Genomic DNA, 15,269 nt, shown 5'->3' with positions numbered 1-15,269 from the left:
GCGGATTCCTGTTTGTTCGGTGTCAGGTCAACTTGCCGTGGCAATGCTTGAATTTCTTGCCGCTTCCGCAGGGGCAAGGGTCGTTGCGCCCCACGCGCGCAAAGGCAGCGGCGCCGGCAGACAGGCCGCCGGTAGCGATCGCCGCCAGCCGGCGCTGGCTTTCCTCGTCAACGCGGACCTCCACCTCGCCGGTCTCGGTCGGCGCGCTGTAGGTGATGTTGGCCAGGTTCTCGCCGCGGCTTTCCATGGCCTCGGCGGCCTGCTCGAGCTGCTCGGTGGACTGCACGCGAACCGTCATCAGCTGGCGCGTGACTTCGTTCTTGACCGAATCGAGCAACTGGCCGAAGAGCTCGAACGCCTCGCGCTTGTATTCCTGCTTGGGCTGCTTCTGCGCATAGCCGCGCAGATGGATGCCCTGGCGCAGGTAGTCCAACGAGGCCAGGTGCTCGCGCCAGTGGGTGTCGATGCTCTGCAGCAGCACCATGCGCTCGAACTGGGTGAAGTTCTCCTGCCCGATCAAGGCCACCTTGGCATCGAAGGCCTCGTTGGCAGCGGCGATCACCTTCTCGACGATGTCCTCATCGCTCATGGCGGTGGCGGCTTCCACTTCCTTCTGCAGCGGGATGTCGATGCCCCACTCGCTCGCGAGCGTCTTCTCGAGACCGGCCAGGTCCCACTGCTCCTCGACCGATTCGGCTGGCACGTACTGCCGCACCAAGTCGGTGAAGCAGCCTTCGCGCAAGGCCGCGATCTGCGCCGTCAGGTCGCCCGCATCGAGGATGTCGTTGCGCTGCTGGTAGATCACCTTGCGCTGGTCGTTCGAGACGTCGTCGTACTCGAGCAGCTGCTTGCGGATGTCGAAATTGCGCGCCTCGACCTTGCGCTGGGCGCTTTCGATGCTGCGGGTGACGATGCCGGCCTCGATCGCCTCGCCGTCCGGCATCTTGAGGCGGTCCATGATGGCCTTGACGCGGTCGCCCGCGAAGATGCGCATCAGCGGGTCGTCGAGGCTCAGGTAGAAGCGCGAGGAACCGGGGTCGCCCTGGCGCCCCGAGCGGCCGCGCAGCTGGTTGTCGATGCGCCGCGATTCGTGGCGCTCGGTGGCGATGATGCGCAGGCCGCCGACCGATTTGATGAACTCGTGGTCCTTCTCCCATAGCGCGCGCATGCGTGCGATCTCGGCCGCCTTGGTGGCAGGGTCCATCACCTCGTCGATCTCGACCGCCTCGATCGCCTTGTCGATGTTGCCGCCGAGCACGATGTCGGTGCCGCGACCGGCCATGTTGGTCGCGATGGTGATCATCGTGGTCCGGCCCGCCTGCGCCACGATATCGGCCTCGCGCGCGTGCTGCTTGGCGTTGAGCACCTGGTGCGGCAGGTCGGCCTTGGTGAGCAGCTCGTCGATGATCTCGGAGTTTTCGATGGACGAGGTGCCTACCAGCACCGGCTGGCCGCGCTCGTAGCACTCGCGGATGTCCTGGATGGCGGCCTCGTACTTCTCGCGCGTGGTCTTGTAGACGCGGTCGAGCTGGTCCTCGCGCCTGCTCGGCCGGTTCGGCGGGATGATCATGGTCTCCAGGCCGTAGATCTCCTGGAACTCGTACGCCTCGGTGTCGGCCGTGCCGGTCATGCCCGCCAACTTGGCGTAGAGGCGAAAGTAGTTCTGGAAAGTGATCGAGGCGAGCGTCTGGTTCTCGGCCTGGATTTCCACGCCTTCCTTGGCTTCAACGGCCTGGTGGAGGCCATCGCTCCAGCGGCGGCCGGTCATGAGGCGGCCGGTGAACTCGTCGACGATCACGACCTCGCCCTGCTGCACCACGTAGTGCTGGTCGCGATGGTAGAGATGCCGCGCGCGCAGCGCCGCATTGAGGTGATGCATCAGCGTGATGTTGGCCGGGTCGTAGAGCGAGGCACCTTCAGGCAGCAGCTTGAACTCGGAGAGGACCCGCTCGGCCTTCTCGTGGCCGTCCTCGGTCAGGAACACCTGATGCGTCTTCTCGTCGACCGTGAAGTCGCCCGGCTTGGTGACGCCTTCGCCGGTGCGCGGGTCGGCCTCGCCTTCCTGCCGGGTGAGCAGCGGCACGACCTTGTTGATCGCCAGATAGAGCTCGGTGTGGTCCTCGGCCTGGCCGCTGATGATCAGTGGCGTGCGTGCCTCGTCGATCAGGATCGAGTCCACCTCGTCGACGAGGGCGTAGTTCAGCCCGCGCTGCACTCGGTCCTGCGTCTCGTAGACCATGTTGTCGCGCAGGTAGTCGAAACCGTACTCGTTGTTGGTACCGTACGTGATGTCGCTGCCGTAGGCCTCCTGTTTCTCTTCGCGCGGCATCTGCGGCAGGTTGATGCCGACGGTGAGCCCGAGGAAGTTGTAGAGGCGACCATTCCAGCGCGCGTCGCGGTTGGCGAGGTAGTCGTTCACCGTCACCACATGAACGCCCTTGCCGGTCAGCGCATTCAGGTACACCGGCAGCGTGGAGGTGAGCGTCTTGCCCTCGCCAGTGCCCATTTCGGCGATCTTGCCGAAATGCAGCGCCATGCCGCCCAGCAACTGCACATCGAAATGGCGCATCTTCATCACGCGCTTGGAGCCTTCGCGTACGACGGCGAATGCTTCGGGCAAGAGGTCGTCCAGGGTTTCGCCCCGACCGAGCCGGTCCTTGAACTCCTGGGTCTTGGCACGCAGGGCGTCGTCGCTGAGCTTCTCGAGCGTCGGCTCGAGGGCATTGATGCGATCGAGCGTCTTGCGATACTGCTTGAGGAGCCGGTCGTTGCGACTGCCGAAGATCTGGGTCAGGAAATTGGTGGCCATGCGAGCGGGTCGACAGCGACCCCATGGCATGCGGGTCCGCGACCGAAATTCCTAAGAAAGTGAAATCAGGTGGGCGCGCCTGGCGCAAAATCAACACGCCAAATGGGACGGACCCGCCGGCACGAGTGCCGGCAAACCGGGCATTTTAGCCGCGTTGCCATTTCAGCACCTTGTCATGAACCGTCGTCTCCACCCCCTCACTCTGCAGCAAGCCGCCGAAGATTCGCCCACGCTGGCGAGCCTGATGGCGCGCGCGCGCGACGCATCCGAACGGCTGCAGGCCATCCAGGAATTGATTCCGCCGGAGATGCGCTCCGCTGTCCAGGCCGGCCCGGTGGAAGGCAACAGCTGGTGCCTGCTGGTGCGAGGCAGCGCCGCGGCGGCCAAGCTGCGGCAGCTGGTGCCTGCGCTCCAGGCGCGGTTGAAATCAAGAGGCTGGGCCGACGTCACCTTGCGCCTGAAGGTCCACGGGCGCCATTGAGAAGCAGAACCTTGTCATCCAGAGCCTTTCGCATCGCACTCTCTGTTTCGGCTGCTGCCATCGGCAGCATCGCGGCCTACTGGACCCTCCTGGCGACGCGCCAGGGGCACATCCTGTTCAACGCACGCAAGCACCCTGTCGTCCACTTGTCGGACGACTTTTCCACCTATTCGCACACCGTGCCGGGCGGGATGGTGCGCGGCTACGTCTATCACCCCCATGGCGAGGAAGCGCTGCAGGACTTGTTCATCTACTTCGCGGGCCGCGGCGAAGATGTCCGCGCCACTGCGCAGGCCCTGCACTGGCTTCCGGAAGGCTTCGGATTCGCGGCAATCAACTACCGCGGGGTGGCGGACTCCGAGGGGCACCCGTCCGAGCTGGCCTCCGTGCAGGACGCCAGCCAATTTGCCAATCACTTGCGACGGGCCCTCCCGCACGCGCGCCTGCATGTCGTCGGTCGAAGCCTGGGGACGGGGGTCGCCATTCAGCTGGTGGCGCGGCAGGAATTCTCGAGCCTGCAGCTGGTCACGCCCTACGATTCGATGCTGGAGGTGGCGAAGAAGCGCTTCCCGCTCGTTCCGCTTTCGCTGTTGCTGCGGCACCAGTTCAATTCCCTGACCCATTGCAAGGAAGTCGCTGCGAAAACGCAGGTCCTTTTGGCCGAGCGGGACGACGTGGTGCTGCCGGAGCGTTCGCAGAAGCTCATCGCGGCTTGGCCGACGCCCATCAGCGTGCAGACGATCACCGGCTCCGACCACCACAACATCATGGGCCTCGAAGCGACCTGGCTTCATCTCGTCGACTTCGCCTTGACAGCCATTCTCCCGGAGCCGAAGGCAGCCTGAGCCTCAGAGCGAAGCAGGTGGCGGCTTTCCCCAGACGTATCGGCAGACGGATTCCAGCCGCGTTGCCGCAGCAAACGCCGATGGCGATCAAGCCCATGACGACAAGCATCGCCGCGCTATGGAGGCCGACTGCGGCGAGCGCCAGCATCAGCGAGTTCGACGTGCTCGCTGCCGGGCCGACCCATCTCCGAAACAGAGTGGGATCAGCGCCGGCCCCTGCGTTCGCCAGCCATGGCCAAAGACTTCCCATGACATCTGCTCGGCTCGGGCTGCGATGTTCAGTCTGGCGCGCAGCACGCGTGGGCCACCGGTCTTGCGGGGTTTTTCACGACTCGAGGCCCCTCGCGTGCGATCGCGGTACTGGCCCACCCACAGGCTGCGGGGGTCGCCAACACAGTCCAGGGCGCCCGTGGTCTCTCCGCTTGCCGGGTCGATGCTCGCCGAGTCGTGCCATGGCGATGCCGCGCAACCCAAGCGCCGGCGGATCGTCGCGCAGCGCGACGCGCCTGAGGCACCGAGCGGATCACCGGCGGCAAGGGCGCGCGCGGAGGCGGCGATCAGGGAGTCCATGGCGACAGGCTGCCTCAGTACGTTCGTTTTGCTGCGCGTGCGCGCTTCAGGCGCGAGGCGAGGACGCATCCAGGACCTGAGCCGACCGTGCGGTGGCGCCGGGTCGGCCGATGATTGGCCTTGCGGGCGGGAGATGGTCGATGGTGCCGCTTGTCGGAATCGAACTGACGACCTACCGCTTACAAGGCGGTTGCTCTACCAACTGAGCTAAAGCGGCATGGGAATGGGCGTTGATTCTAACGGCGCCCCCGCCTGCGCCGCCCCGTCGCTCCTGCTACTTGATGCGTTTCAGCGAGGGACGCGAACCGCCCGCACTCGGCGGGCGCGGCGGATCTTCCGGGTCCGGCGACGTGGATGTCGTGGTCGTTGCCGCGGCGTCGTCGGTAGCGTTTTCACCGCTGATCAGGTGCACCACCTTGCCGGCATCGGCTTCCGCGCCGCGAGAGGCATCGCGCAGGGGCGCGCGTGCCGCGGGCGCCGCCGGGCCAGCAGCCTGCGCACCGCCGGCATCGACTGGGGCCGCACCGGGAGCCGGCGTTGGAAAGGCCATGCCCTGGCCGTTCTCGCGCGCATAGATCGCGATCACGCGGCCGACAGGTACGCTGATCTCGCGCGCAGTTCCGGCGAAGCGGGCCTTGAACTCGATGAAGTCGTTGCCCAGCTTGAGCGAACTGGTCGCATCGAAGCTGATGTTCAACACGATCTCGCCGTTCTTCACATACTCGCGCGGCACCTGCACGGTATCGTCGACCTGCACCGCCACATAGGGGGTGAAGCCGTTGTCCGTGCACCATTCGTACAGCGCCCGGATCAGGTACGGACGGGTCGAAGAGGACTCCAGCGCATTGATCATGGGAAAAGCAGCAGCAGCGTTCGGCGTTTACTTGCGCATGACCTTTTCGGACGGCGTCAGCGCTTCGATGTAGGCTGGGCGCGAGAAGATGCGCTCGGCGTACTTCAGCAGCGGTGCCGCGTTCTTGCTCAGGTCGATGCCATAGTAATCCAGGCGCCAGAGCAGCGGCGCAATGGCGACATCGAGCATCGAGAAATTGTCGCCAAGCATGTATTTGTTCTTGAGGAACACGGGCGCGAGCTGCGTCAACCGGTCGCGGATGTGCGAGCGGGCCTTTTCCAACGCTTTGTCGTTGCCCTTGGCACTGCGGTTTTCGAGTGTGGAAACATGGACGAAGAGCTCCTTCTCGAAATTGAGAAGGAACAGGCGCACGCGGGCGCGGTCGACCGGGTCGCCGGGCATCAGCTGGGGATGCGGGAAGCGCTCGTCGATGTACTCGTTGATGATGTTCGACTCATACAGGATGAGATCGCGCTCGACCAGGATCGGCACTTGGCCGTACGGGTTCATGACCCCGATGTCTTCTGGCTTGTTGTAGAGATCGACGTCGCGGATCTCGAAGTCCATGCCTTTTTCGAACAGCACGAAGCGGCAACGATGGGAGAAGGGGCAGGTCGTTCCTGAATACAAGACCATCATGGCTTAAGGCTCCTAAAAACTAAAAAGAGTGGGTTGCTCTCGGCAACCCACTCCGCAAGGACGCGTGCCCATAGAGACGGGCCGCGTTCCCTCTGTTACTTCACGTCTTTCCAATACGAAGCATTGAGACGCCACACGAAGACCAGCGACAAGACCAGGAACAGCATGACCCAGACGCCGACGCGGATGCGGGTGTTCTGCGCCGGCTCGGCCATCCATTGCAAGTAGCCCACGAGGTCGCCCACGGCCTGGTCGTACTGAAGCGGCGTCATGCTGCCAGGCGTGACCTGCTCCCAGCCCTTGAAGACCTCGGTCTCATGACCATGGGCTTCGACCTTGTCGTACACGGGGCGGCGCTCACCCTGCAGTTCCCACAGCACGTGGGGCATGGCGACGCTCGGGAACACCAGGTTGTTCCAGCCGGTCGCCTTGGTGTCGTCGCGGTAGAAGGTGCGCAGGTAGGTGTACAAATAGTCGGCCCCGGTGCCGCCGTGGCCGGCGCGCGAGCGGGCGACCAGGGTGAGGTCGGGCGGAACACCGCCGAACCAGGCCTTGGCCTGGACCGGGTCGATGTTGGCCTTCATGGTCTCGCCGACCTTGTCGGTCGTGAAGAGCAGGTTGTCCTTGATCTGCTGCTCGCTGATGCCGATGTCCTGCAGCCGGTTGTAGCGCATGAACGCCGCTGAATGGCAATTGAGGCAGTAGTTGACGAACAGCTTGGCGCCGTTCTGCAGCGCGGCCAGATCGTTGGTCTTGTTCGGTGCCTTGTCCCAGGCGATGCCGCCCTCGGCGGCATGCGCGCCGGCCACGATGCCGAGCGCTGCGATCAGGGTGAGGATCAGTTTCTTCATTGTTGTGTGCTCCGGCTCTCTCAGTGCGCGTGGAAGGTCACGCGCTCGGGCACCGGCTTGAATGCGCCGAGGCGGCTCCACCACGGCATCAGCAGGAAGAAACCGAAATAGAAGAGCGTACCCACCTGAGACACGCGCTCGCCCGTCGGCGAAGGCGGCTGGACGCCGAGGTAGGCGAGGACCACGAAATTGATGACGAACAGGCCGTACAGGTACCAGTGCCAGCCCGGACGGTAGCGGATCGAGCGCACCGGGCTGTGGTCCAGCCAGGGCAGGAAGAACAGGATGATGACCGCGCCGCCCATCACGAGCACGCCCCAGAACTTGGCGTCGATCGACAGCATCATGGCCGCGACACCGACGGCGACGATCACGATCCCGGCCTTGAAGATCGTGGCCACGCGCGCCTTCCAGACGCCGAATACGGCGGCCGCGATGACGCAGGCGATCAGCGCATACATCATCTCGCTGGTGATCGCGCGCAGCATCGAATAGAAGGGCGTGAAGTACCAGACCGGCGCGATGTGATTCGGCGTCTTCAGCGAATCGGCGGGGATGAAGTTGTTGTATTCCAGGAAGTAGCCGCCGGCCTCGGGCGCGAAGAAGATCACGGCCGAGAAGATGGTGAGGAACACCACCACGCCGAAGATGTCGTGCACCGTGTAGTACGGGTGCGACGGGATGCCGTCCAGCGGATGCCCGTCGGGGCCGCGCTTGGCCTTGATCTCGATGCCGTCGGGGTTGTTCGAGCCCACCTCGTGCAGCGCGATCAGATGTGCGACCACCAGGCCCAGCAGCACCAGCGGCACTGCGATGACGTGGAAGCTGAAGAAGCGGTTGAGCGTGGCATCACTCACCACGTAGTCGCCGCGGATCAGCAATGCCAGGTCGGGGCCGACGAAGGGGATGGCGGAGAACAGGTTGACGATCACCTGCGCGCCCCAGTAGCTCATCTGGCCCCAGGGCAGCAGGTAGCCCATGAAGGCCTCGGCCATCAGGCATAAGAAGATGGCGCAGCCGAAGATCCAGATCAGCTCGCGTGGCTTGCGGTAGCTGCCATAGATGAGGCCGCGGAACATGTGCAGGTACACGACGATGAAGAAAGCCGAGGCACCCGTCGAGTGCATGTAGCGGATCAGCCAACCCCAGGGCACGTCGCGCATGATGTACTCGACCGAGGCGAAGGCTTGCGCCGCATCGGGCTTGTAGTGCATCACGAGAAAGATGCCGGTCACGATCTGGATCACGAGGACCAGCATGGCGAGCGAGCCGAAGATGTACCAGAAGTTGAAGTTCTTCGGGGCGTAGTACTGGCCCCACTGGTCATTCCACAGCTTGGTGAGCGGGAAGCGGTTGTCGACCCAGTTCAGCAGCTTTTCACCCGCAGGGGCGTTGGGTGAGATTTCCTTGAATTCAGCCATGTTCCTTTTGCTCCTCAGGCCTTCTTGTCTTCGCCGATCAGAAGGCGCGTGTCGGAGAGATACATGTGCGGCGGCACCGGCAGGTTGTCGGGCGCGGGCTTGTTCTTGAAGACGCGCCCGGCCAGATCGAAGGTCGATCCGTGGCAGGGGCACAGGAAGCCACCTTGCCAGTCGTCGGGGAGCGAGGGCTGCGGGCCGGCCTGCAGTTTGTCGGTGGGCGAGCAGCCGAGGTGGGTGCAGATGCCGACGACCACCAGGACCTCGGGCTTGATCGAGCGATTCTCGTTGCGCGCGTACGCGGGCGTGAACTCGTCGGGGTTGCGCTTGGACTGCGGATCGGCGAGTTGGCCGTCGAGCTTGGGCAGTTCGGCGAGCTGGGCTGCAGAGCGCCTGAGGATCCAGACGGGCTTGCCGCGCCATTCGACTGTCAGCTTCTCGCCCGGCTGCAAACCACCGATGTCGACCTCGACCGGGGCACCGGCTGCCTTGGCCTTTTCAGAAGGTTGGAACGTGCTGACGAACGGGATGGCGGTAGCCACGCCGCCCACTGCGCCGGCACAGCCTGATGCGATCAACCACGTCCGCTTGCTGCTGTCGATCCGCTGGCGGCCGACGGAGATGTCACTCATGGGGGTCCTCAGTCTTCTTCGATGGGTGCTTGGGTCAACCGACGATTGTAGCGGAGCGTCACAAGCGAATTCAACGCGAACTCAAGGCGTGACCGCGAGGCATTTGCGCTTCTATACTGCCGCGATCCCACAACAAGCACTTGAGGCAAGCCCATGAGTTTCATGAAGGAGTTCCGTGAGTTCGCCGTCAAGGGCAACGTGGTCGACCTCGCGGTCGGTGTGATCATCGGCGCGGCGTTCGGCAAGATCGTCGACTCGATCGTGTCCGACATCATCATGCCGATCGTGGGCCTGGTGTTCGGCAAGCTCGACTTCTCGAACCTCTACGTGGTGCTGGGAACGGTGCCGCCCGGCGTCGCCAACAACCTGGCCGATCTGAAGAAGGCCGGCGTGCCGGTGCTGGCATACGGCAACTTCATCACCATCGTGGTCAACTTCGTGATCCTCGCCTTCATCATCTTCCTGATGGTCAAGCAGATCAACAAGCTGCGCAGGAAGCACGAGGAAGCGCCTGCGCCGGCCGCGCCGCCCGAGGACATCGTGCTGCTGCGCGAGATCCGAGACAGCCTCAGGCGCCCCTGAAGGCCAGCGCCCGCGCCATCCGGATTGCCTCGATCAGGCTGCTCGCGTCGGCGCGGCCGGTGCCCGCGATGTCGAACGCCGTGCCGTGATCGGGGCTGGTGCGCACCAGCGGCAATCCCAGTGTCACGTTTACGCCCTTCTCCACGCCGAGGTACTTGACCGGAATCAGCCCCTGGTCGTGATACATCGCGACCACCACATCGAATTCGCCAGCATGCTGCGCGGTGGCGCGGGCGCGCATGAAGACGGTGTCCGGCGCATGCGGCCCGTCGGCGGCGATGCCCTGGGCACGCGCAGCCGCGATGGCCGGCGCGATGATGTCGCGCTCCTCGGTGCCGAAAAGCCCGCCCTCCCCCGCATGCGGATTGAGGCCGGCAACGCCGATCCTCGGCGCGCGCCCCAGCAGTGATGACAGAGAGTCGTGCGCGATGCGCAGCGTTTGCAAAACGCCGTCAAAGCTGACGGCATCGATCGCTGCACGCAGGGACATGTGGATGCTCACGAGTACGGTGCGCAGTTCGTCATTGGCCAGCATCATGCGCACGGGGACATCGGCGACCGCCCTCCCCTGGTGGGCCGCGGCCTCGGCCTGCAGCAGTTCGGTGTGGCCGGGGAAGGCATAGCCCGCAGCAGCCAGCGCCTCCTTGTGAAGCGGCGCGGTCACCAGTGCCGCCACATCGCCGCGCAATGCGGCGCGAGCCGCCCAGACCACGCAGTCGCCCGCAATGCGGCCGGCAAGCGCGCTGATCGCGCCTGGCGCGATTGCCGAATCGGGCGGGCGCACCGCCTGCAGCACCGGAATGCAGCCTGGGGGCGCGGCGAGCGCATCGCCCGGCGCCTCGATCAAGGCGATCGGCAGCGCCAGCCGTGCCGGCGCTTCGAGCGCCTGGGCCGCCTGGCGCATGATTCCAAGATCGCCAGCCACGAAGCAGCCGCGAGTGAGCTCGGGCGCATCGCGAAAGGCGCGGGCGATGATCTCCGGGCCGATGCCCGCGGCGTCGCCCAAGGTGATGGCGAGGGCCTGGGTTTTCACGCTGGGTTGTCGATGTCGATGAACTCGTGCGCGAGGCCCAGTTGCGCGGCGACATGGGCTGCCACTGCCGGCGCGCCGTAGCGCTCGGTCGCATGGTGGCCGCAGGCCAGGAAGGCGACGCCCATCTCGCGCGCGTAGTGGGCCTGCGGCTCCGAGATCTCTCCCGTGATGAAGGCATCGGCGCCGGCCGCGATCGCCGCCTCGAAATAACCCTGCGCCCCGCCCGTGCACCAGGCGATGTTGCGGACAGGCCGCGGCGTCGGCACGTCGACCAGCGTGATCTTCCTGCCGAGCGTCTTCTCCACCTCCGCGGCGAGTGCCCGGGCATTGGCAAAGCTCTCGCCATTGTCTCGAGCGCCGAGGAAGCCGATCTCCTGCTCGCCAAAGCGGCCGCTCGCCCCCGCGTGCGCGACCAGACCCAGCTTCAGTCCGAGCTGGGCGTTGTTGCCGAGCTCGGGGTGGGCGTCGAGCGGCAAGTGGTAGGCGAACAGGCTCACGTCGTCGCCGAGCAGCAGGCCCAGCCGCTGCTTCATCCAGCCGGTCACGCGACCGTCCTGTCCGCGCCAGAACAATCCGTGATGGACAAAGATCGCATCGGCCTCGGCAAGGATGGCGGCCTCGATCAGCGCACGGCTCGCGGTTACGCCGGAGACGATCTTGCGCACCGAGGTGCGGCCCTCGACTTGCAGGCCGTTGGGGCCGAAGTCCTTGAAGCGCTCGGGCGCGAGCAGCAGGTCGAAGGCGTGCAATAGCTCGTGTCGGGTGGTGCTCATCGCGCCATTGTGGCCTCGCGGCGCCGAGACTTGAACGGCGCTTTGCCGTCCCATGCTGCCGGCGGGGCTGCTGGACACCGCAGGCATCGGTATTTCCCTCCCCCATATAGACAGCAACTATCGCCAGAAGCCCTCCTGGCTCATGCACAGCGAAACTCTCCGACCGTTGAGGGACAATGCGGCTCTTGAAGCCGGCTTTCACGGCAACGCTGCAACCCCTCTTCTCCTCTCGCTTCCATGAAACGCACCTGGCTGCTGTTCGCTCAAGCCGTGACCGTGATGCTCGCGGCCTATTTTGTCGTCGCGACGCTCAAGCCCGAATGGATCGGACGCCGCGCCACCTCGCTGGGCGGCATGGTGTCGGTGATCGAGGCGCCGGTGTCCAGCCCCTCGGCAATTGCGCCCGGCAGCCTGAGCGCGGCGGCGAAGAAGGCCTCCCCGGCGGTTGTCAGCATCAACACCAGCAAGGCGGCGCGGCGCAGCCCGCGCAGCGACGACCCATGGTTCCGCTTCTTCTTCGGAGACCAGGGCGACCAACCGCAAATCGGGCTGGGCAGCGGCGTGATCGTCAGCACCGATGGCTATATCCTCACCAACAACCACGTGGTGGAGGGGGCCGACGAGATCGACGTCACGCTCAACGACAGCCGCCACGCGCGGGGCAAGGTGATCGGCACCGATCCCGACACCGACCTCGCGGTGCTCAAGATCGAACTCGACAAGCTGCCGGTGATCGTGCTGGGCAACTCGGACATCCTGCAGGTGGGTGACCAGGTGCTCGCCATCGGCAATCCCTTCGGCGTCGGCCAGACCGTCACCAGCGGCATCGTGTCGGCGCTGGGGCGCAACCAGCTGGGCATCAACACCTTCGAGAACTTCATCCAGACCGATGCCGCGATCAACCCTGGCAACTCCGGAGGGGCGCTGATCGACGTCAGCGGCAACCTCCAGGGCATCAACACCGCCATCTACTCGCGCTCGGGCGGCAGCATGGGCATCGGCTTCGCGATTCCGGTTTCGACGGCCAAGCAGGTGCTGGGAGACATCGTGAAGGAAGGCAAGGTGACGCGCGGCTGGATCGGCGTCGAGCCCAACGACCTCTCGCCGGAGCTGGCGGAAACTTTCGGTGTCAAGGCCAGCAAGGGCGTGATCATCACCGGCGTCCTCCAGAACGGCCCGGCCGCGCGGGCGGGCGTGCGCCCCGGGGACGTGATCACCGGCGTCGGCGAGAAGCAGATCGGCAACGTGCAGGAGCTGCTGACAGCGGTCGCCGGTCTCAAGCCCGGCAATGCCGCGCGCTTCGCGCTTCAACGCGGCAGCGACAAGATGGAGTTGGACGTCACGCCGGGCCCGAGGCCCCGCACACCGATGCGCCGCGCAGAGTAAGGTCCGGCCACCCGACAGCTCAGGGCTGCTGCGCCGAATCGGCGCCTTCTTCTGGCGCCTTGCTGTGCTTCACGAAATAACGCGCAGCGACGATGCCAATTTCGTAGAGCACGCACATCGGGATCGCCAAGGCAAGCTGGGAGACCACGTCAGGAGGCGTGAGGACAGCTGCCACCACGAAGGCCAGCACGATGAAATAGCCGCGGAAGCTCTTCAGCTTCTCGATGGTGACCATTTCGAAGCGCACGAGCAGCATCACGATGATCGGGACCTGAAAGGCAACGCCGAACGCAAGATAGAGCGACAGGATGGCTTCGACGTACGACGCGATGTCCGGCGTGGCGGCCACCGCCTCGGGTGTGAATTTCTGGATGAAGCCGAACATCTTGTCGAGCACGAAGAACTGCACGAACGCGATGCCCGAATAAGCCAGGAAGCTGCCGAAGACGATGAGCGGCAGTGCGAACTTCTTTTCGTGGCTGTAGAGGCCCGGCGCGACGAACATCCAGGCCTGGTACATGAGCCATGGCAGCGTCAGCAGCACCGACGCCATCAGCAGGGCCTTCAGCGGCACGAAGAAGGGAGAGAACACGCCCACCGCGATCAGCTTGGCATCGGGCGGCATGTGGGCGCGGATCGGCACCGCGATGAGGTCGATCAGCCCGCTCGGGCCGGGCCAGATTGCCAGCAGGATGCCTGCGATCACGAGCCCGTAGACGCAGTAGAGCAGGCGGTCGCGCAGCTCCATCAGGTGCGCGACGAAAGGCTGCTCGGTGCCGGCCAGCTCGTCGTCTTTGTTCTTGTCGGGGAAATCGGCCATGTGGGGGAGCGCTGCGGGCAAAAGTGGGAGGCGCGCTGCGCGCGGCCGGAACAAGCGGACGGCTCTCAGTTGATCTTGTGAGGACGGTAGCGAGCGACGCGCGCCGCGCCCGAAAGCGCCCGGGTGCGCACGCCGTTGCGTGCCTTGTACCACTGCGGCATGGTGCCCTGCTTCAGGCGCCACTTCTTGCGGGGATGCTTGTACTCGGGGTAGCTCGGAGTCGGCTCGGCCAGCTCGGCGCTCGTCTGGCCGATGTCGGAGAACTGCTTCTCGAAATCGCTGGCGCCGGTCTGGATACCGTGCTCGACCTCCCGGGCGGCGTCCTGGACCGTGTCCTTCATCTTGCGCAGCTCGTCGAGGTCCATCGAGCGGTTGACCTCGGCCTTGACGTCGTTCACGTAACGCTGGGCCTTGCCCAGCAGCGTGCCGACAGTGCGCGCGACCCGCGGCAGCTTCTCAGGCCCGATCACGATCAGCGCGACCGCGCCGATCAATGCCAATTTCGAAATGCCGAGATCAATCACGGAATCAGGGCTTCTGGCGCGCTTCGACGTCGATGGTCGATTTGTCGGCGTTGGCGGAGGTGGCGCTCACCTGCGGATTGGGCGTCTCGGATGCCGAGCCGTCCTTCATGCCGTCCTTGAAGCCCTTGACCGCGCCACCCAGGTCGGACCCCATGTTGCGCAGCTTCTTGGTGCCGAAGATCATCACCACGACGAGCAGCACGATCAGCCAGTGCCAGATGGAAAGTGAACCCATGGATTACTCCTGAAGAAGTGTCAGATTTTAGTCGGCGCAGGAGGCTGTCCCTCCGGATCGCGGGGAATATCAACCTTTGAGCCAGGGGCGAGGGCCGCCCATGACATGCACATGGAGATGCTGGACTTCCTGCCCGCCCTCCGCGCCGGTGTTGACGACGATGCGGAAGCCGCCCTGCGGATAGGGCCGGCAGCCCTGCTCCAGGGCCAGCTTGGGGGCCAGGGTCATGATCCGGCCGAGCAGCGCCGCATCGTCCGGCATGACCTGGGCCATCGAGGGGATGTGGCGCTTGGGCACCAGCATGAAGTGCACGGGCGCCCAGGGAGCGATGTCGTGGAAGCCGAACAACTCCTCGTCCTCGTAGACCTTGCGCGAGGGGATCTGGCCCGCGATGATTTTGCAGAAGATGCAGTTCGGATCAGAGGACATTCGAAGGCTCCATGGAACGGCCCGCATTCATGCGCACCATCCCCTTGACGATGCGATAGAGGAACCACAGTGAAATCAGCGCCCAGGCGATCCAGCCGGGCAGCAGCAACAGCAGCCACAGCCAGGAGGTCAGGATGTAGGCCAAGCCGGCCCACAGCACCGAGCGGATGCGCCAGCTGAAGTGCGAGGCCTGCCAGCTGCCGGCCGCATCGTCGCGCTTGACCAAGTCGATTACGAGCGCGATCAGCAGCAGCGCAATCGAGGCCTGTGCGCCGGGCAGCACGGCACCCACCGCCACGACCAGATGCAGGATGTAACTGATCCAGCCCCAGGTCTTGAGCGACGAATCGGGTTCCACGGTCACGATGTCGTTGGGCATGGCGTCCTCT

17 protein-coding genes, 1 tRNA gene and 1 pseudogene are annotated in these 15,269 nt (G+C 64.9%); 4 read left to right on the top strand and 15 right to left on the bottom strand.

Annotated features, from left to right (window positions below):
- Positions 1-22: 22 nt before the first annotated feature.
- Positions 23-2,809 (bottom strand): preprotein translocase subunit SecA, encoded by a 2,787-nt coding sequence (gene secA / locus G3W89_RS06535; protein WP_162573328.1) that lies wholly within the window; start codon positions 2,807-2,809, stop codon positions 23-25.
- Positions 2,810-2,984: 175 nt separating this feature from the next.
- Between secA and G3W89_RS06530 the strand changes: the two genes are divergently transcribed.
- Entirely contained in the window at positions 2,985-3,290 is a 306-nt protein-coding gene (locus G3W89_RS06530) for a hypothetical protein (RefSeq protein WP_162573327.1), read from the top strand.
- 11 nt (positions 3,291-3,301) lie between these two features.
- Positions 3,302-4,135, top strand: coding sequence for an alpha/beta hydrolase (locus G3W89_RS06525; protein ID WP_162573326.1), 834 nt, complete (start codon positions 3,302-3,304; stop codon positions 4,133-4,135).
- 433 nt (positions 4,136-4,568) lie between these two features.
- On the opposite strand, the pseudogene G3W89_RS33205 reads toward G3W89_RS06525, so the two are convergent.
- The 7 genes and pseudogenes from G3W89_RS33205 to petA form a co-directional block, all read right to left on the bottom strand.
- Positions 4,569-4,705: pseudogene (locus G3W89_RS33205) on the bottom strand (helix-turn-helix domain-containing protein); the annotation flags it as partial.
- Positions 4,706-4,846: 141 nt separating this feature from the next.
- Positions 4,847-4,922 (bottom strand) — tRNA-Thr (locus G3W89_RS06515).
- Between the two features lie 57 nt (positions 4,923-4,979).
- Positions 4,980-5,558 (bottom strand): ClpXP protease specificity-enhancing factor, encoded by a 579-nt coding sequence (locus G3W89_RS06510; protein ID WP_162573325.1) that lies wholly within the window; start codon positions 5,556-5,558, stop codon positions 4,980-4,982.
- Positions 5,559-5,585: 27 nt separating this feature from the next.
- Positions 5,586-6,197, bottom strand: coding sequence for a glutathione S-transferase N-terminal domain-containing protein (locus G3W89_RS06505; RefSeq protein ID WP_162573324.1), 612 nt, complete (start codon positions 6,195-6,197; stop codon positions 5,586-5,588).
- A 95-nt stretch (positions 6,198-6,292) separates the two neighbouring features.
- On the bottom strand, positions 6,293-7,048 hold the full coding sequence (locus G3W89_RS06500; protein WP_162573323.1) for a cytochrome c1: 756 nt from the start codon (positions 7,046-7,048) through the stop codon (positions 6,293-6,295).
- A gap of 20 nt (positions 7,049-7,068) precedes the next feature.
- Complete coding sequence (locus G3W89_RS06495; protein WP_162573322.1) at positions 7,069-8,469, bottom strand: cytochrome b; 1,401 nt, start codon at positions 8,467-8,469, stop codon at positions 7,069-7,071.
- 14 nt (positions 8,470-8,483) lie between these two features.
- Positions 8,484-9,098: a ubiquinol-cytochrome c reductase iron-sulfur subunit gene (petA, locus tag G3W89_RS06490; RefSeq protein ID WP_162573321.1), complete on the bottom strand. Its 615-nt coding sequence runs from the start codon at positions 9,096-9,098 to the stop codon at positions 8,484-8,486.
- Between the two features lie 153 nt (positions 9,099-9,251).
- Here petA and mscL point away from each other — a divergent pair, with 153 nt between their 5' ends.
- Positions 9,252-9,680, top strand: coding sequence for a large conductance mechanosensitive channel protein MscL (mscL, locus tag G3W89_RS06485; protein WP_162573320.1), 429 nt, complete (start codon positions 9,252-9,254; stop codon positions 9,678-9,680).
- Here the strand turns inward: mscL and pdxA are convergent.
- Complete coding sequence (gene pdxA, locus G3W89_RS06480; RefSeq protein ID WP_162573319.1) at positions 9,667-10,713, bottom strand: 4-hydroxythreonine-4-phosphate dehydrogenase PdxA; 1,047 nt, start codon at positions 10,711-10,713, stop codon at positions 9,667-9,669. The two genes, mscL and pdxA, sit on opposite strands and share 14 nt — an antisense overlap.
- Entirely contained in the window at positions 10,710-11,486 is a 777-nt protein-coding gene (locus tag G3W89_RS06475; RefSeq protein ID WP_162573318.1) for a Nif3-like dinuclear metal center hexameric protein, read from the bottom strand. The genes pdxA and G3W89_RS06475 overlap by 4 nt, the downstream gene beginning before the upstream one ends.
- 237 nt (positions 11,487-11,723) lie before the next feature.
- Between G3W89_RS06475 and G3W89_RS06470 the strand changes: the two genes are divergently transcribed.
- A complete protein-coding gene (locus tag G3W89_RS06470) occupies positions 11,724-12,872 on the top strand; it encodes a S1C family serine protease (RefSeq protein ID WP_162573317.1) in 1,149 nt (382 codons plus the stop codon).
- Between the two features lie 19 nt (positions 12,873-12,891).
- Here the strand turns inward: G3W89_RS06470 and tatC are convergent, their stop codons facing one another.
- From tatC to G3W89_RS06445, 5 genes are all read right to left on the bottom strand, one after another.
- Positions 12,892-13,692: a twin-arginine translocase subunit TatC gene (tatC, locus tag G3W89_RS06465; protein WP_162573316.1), complete on the bottom strand. Its 801-nt coding sequence runs from the start codon at positions 13,690-13,692 to the stop codon at positions 12,892-12,894.
- Between the two features lie 65 nt (positions 13,693-13,757).
- On the bottom strand, positions 13,758-14,216 hold the full coding sequence (tatB, locus tag G3W89_RS06460; protein WP_162573315.1) for a Sec-independent protein translocase protein TatB: 459 nt from the start codon (positions 14,214-14,216) through the stop codon (positions 13,758-13,760).
- A gap of 4 nt (positions 14,217-14,220) precedes the next feature.
- Positions 14,221-14,451, bottom strand: a complete 231-nt coding sequence (tatA, locus tag G3W89_RS06455; RefSeq protein WP_162573314.1) for a Sec-independent protein translocase subunit TatA — start codon at positions 14,449-14,451, stop codon at positions 14,221-14,223.
- Positions 14,452-14,520: 69 nt separating this feature from the next.
- Entirely contained in the window at positions 14,521-14,880 is a 360-nt protein-coding gene (locus tag G3W89_RS06450; RefSeq protein WP_162573313.1) for a histidine triad nucleotide-binding protein, read from the bottom strand.
- Complete coding sequence (locus G3W89_RS06445) at positions 14,870-15,259, bottom strand: DUF4870 family protein (RefSeq protein WP_162573312.1); 390 nt, start codon at positions 15,257-15,259, stop codon at positions 14,870-14,872. The genes G3W89_RS06450 and G3W89_RS06445 overlap by 11 nt, the downstream gene beginning before the upstream one ends.
- Between the last annotated feature and the right edge of the window lie 10 nt (positions 15,260-15,269).

This window comes from Variovorax sp. PBL-H6, from assembly GCF_901827155.1.
Lineage (GTDB): Bacteria > Pseudomonadota > Gammaproteobacteria > Burkholderiales > Burkholderiaceae_C > Variovorax.
This window is presented reverse-complemented; position numbering and strand designations above follow the sequence as displayed.

Excerpts from the sequence above, each read along its gene's own strand:
- secA (WP_162573328.1), bottom strand. The coding sequence starts at position 2,809 with ATGGCCACCAATTTCCTGACCCAGATCTTCGGCAGTCGCAACGACCGG.
- G3W89_RS06530 (WP_162573327.1), top strand. The coding sequence starts at position 2,985 with ATGAACCGTCGTCTCCACCCCCTCACTCTGCAGCAAGCCGCCGAAGAT.
- G3W89_RS06510 (WP_162573325.1), bottom strand. The coding sequence starts at position 5,558 with ATGATCAATGCGCTGGAGTCCTCTTCGACCCGTCCGTACCTGATCCGG.
- G3W89_RS06505 (WP_162573324.1), bottom strand. The coding sequence starts at position 6,197 with ATGATGGTCTTGTATTCAGGAACGACCTGCCCCTTCTCCCATCGTTGC.
- G3W89_RS06500 (WP_162573323.1), bottom strand. The coding sequence starts at position 7,048 with ATGAAGAAACTGATCCTCACCCTGATCGCAGCGCTCGGCATCGTGGCC.
- G3W89_RS06495 (WP_162573322.1), bottom strand. The coding sequence starts at position 8,469 with ATGGCTGAATTCAAGGAAATCTCACCCAACGCCCCTGCGGGTGAAAAG.
- petA (WP_162573321.1), bottom strand. The coding sequence starts at position 9,098 with ATGAGTGACATCTCCGTCGGCCGCCAGCGGATCGACAGCAGCAAGCGG.
- mscL (WP_162573320.1), top strand. The coding sequence starts at position 9,252 with ATGAGTTTCATGAAGGAGTTCCGTGAGTTCGCCGTCAAGGGCAACGTG.
- G3W89_RS06475 (WP_162573318.1), bottom strand. The coding sequence starts at position 11,486 with ATGAGCACCACCCGACACGAGCTATTGCACGCCTTCGACCTGCTGCTC.
- G3W89_RS06470 (WP_162573317.1), top strand. The coding sequence starts at position 11,724 with ATGAAACGCACCTGGCTGCTGTTCGCTCAAGCCGTGACCGTGATGCTC.
- tatC (WP_162573316.1), bottom strand. The coding sequence starts at position 13,692 with ATGGCCGATTTCCCCGACAAGAACAAAGACGACGAGCTGGCCGGCACC.
- tatA (WP_162573314.1), bottom strand. The coding sequence starts at position 14,451 with ATGGGTTCACTTTCCATCTGGCACTGGCTGATCGTGCTGCTCGTCGTG.
- G3W89_RS06450 (WP_162573313.1), bottom strand. The coding sequence starts at position 14,880 with ATGTCCTCTGATCCGAACTGCATCTTCTGCAAAATCATCGCGGGCCAG.
- G3W89_RS06445 (WP_162573312.1), bottom strand. The coding sequence starts at position 15,259 with ATGCCCAACGACATCGTGACCGTGGAACCCGATTCGTCGCTCAAGACC.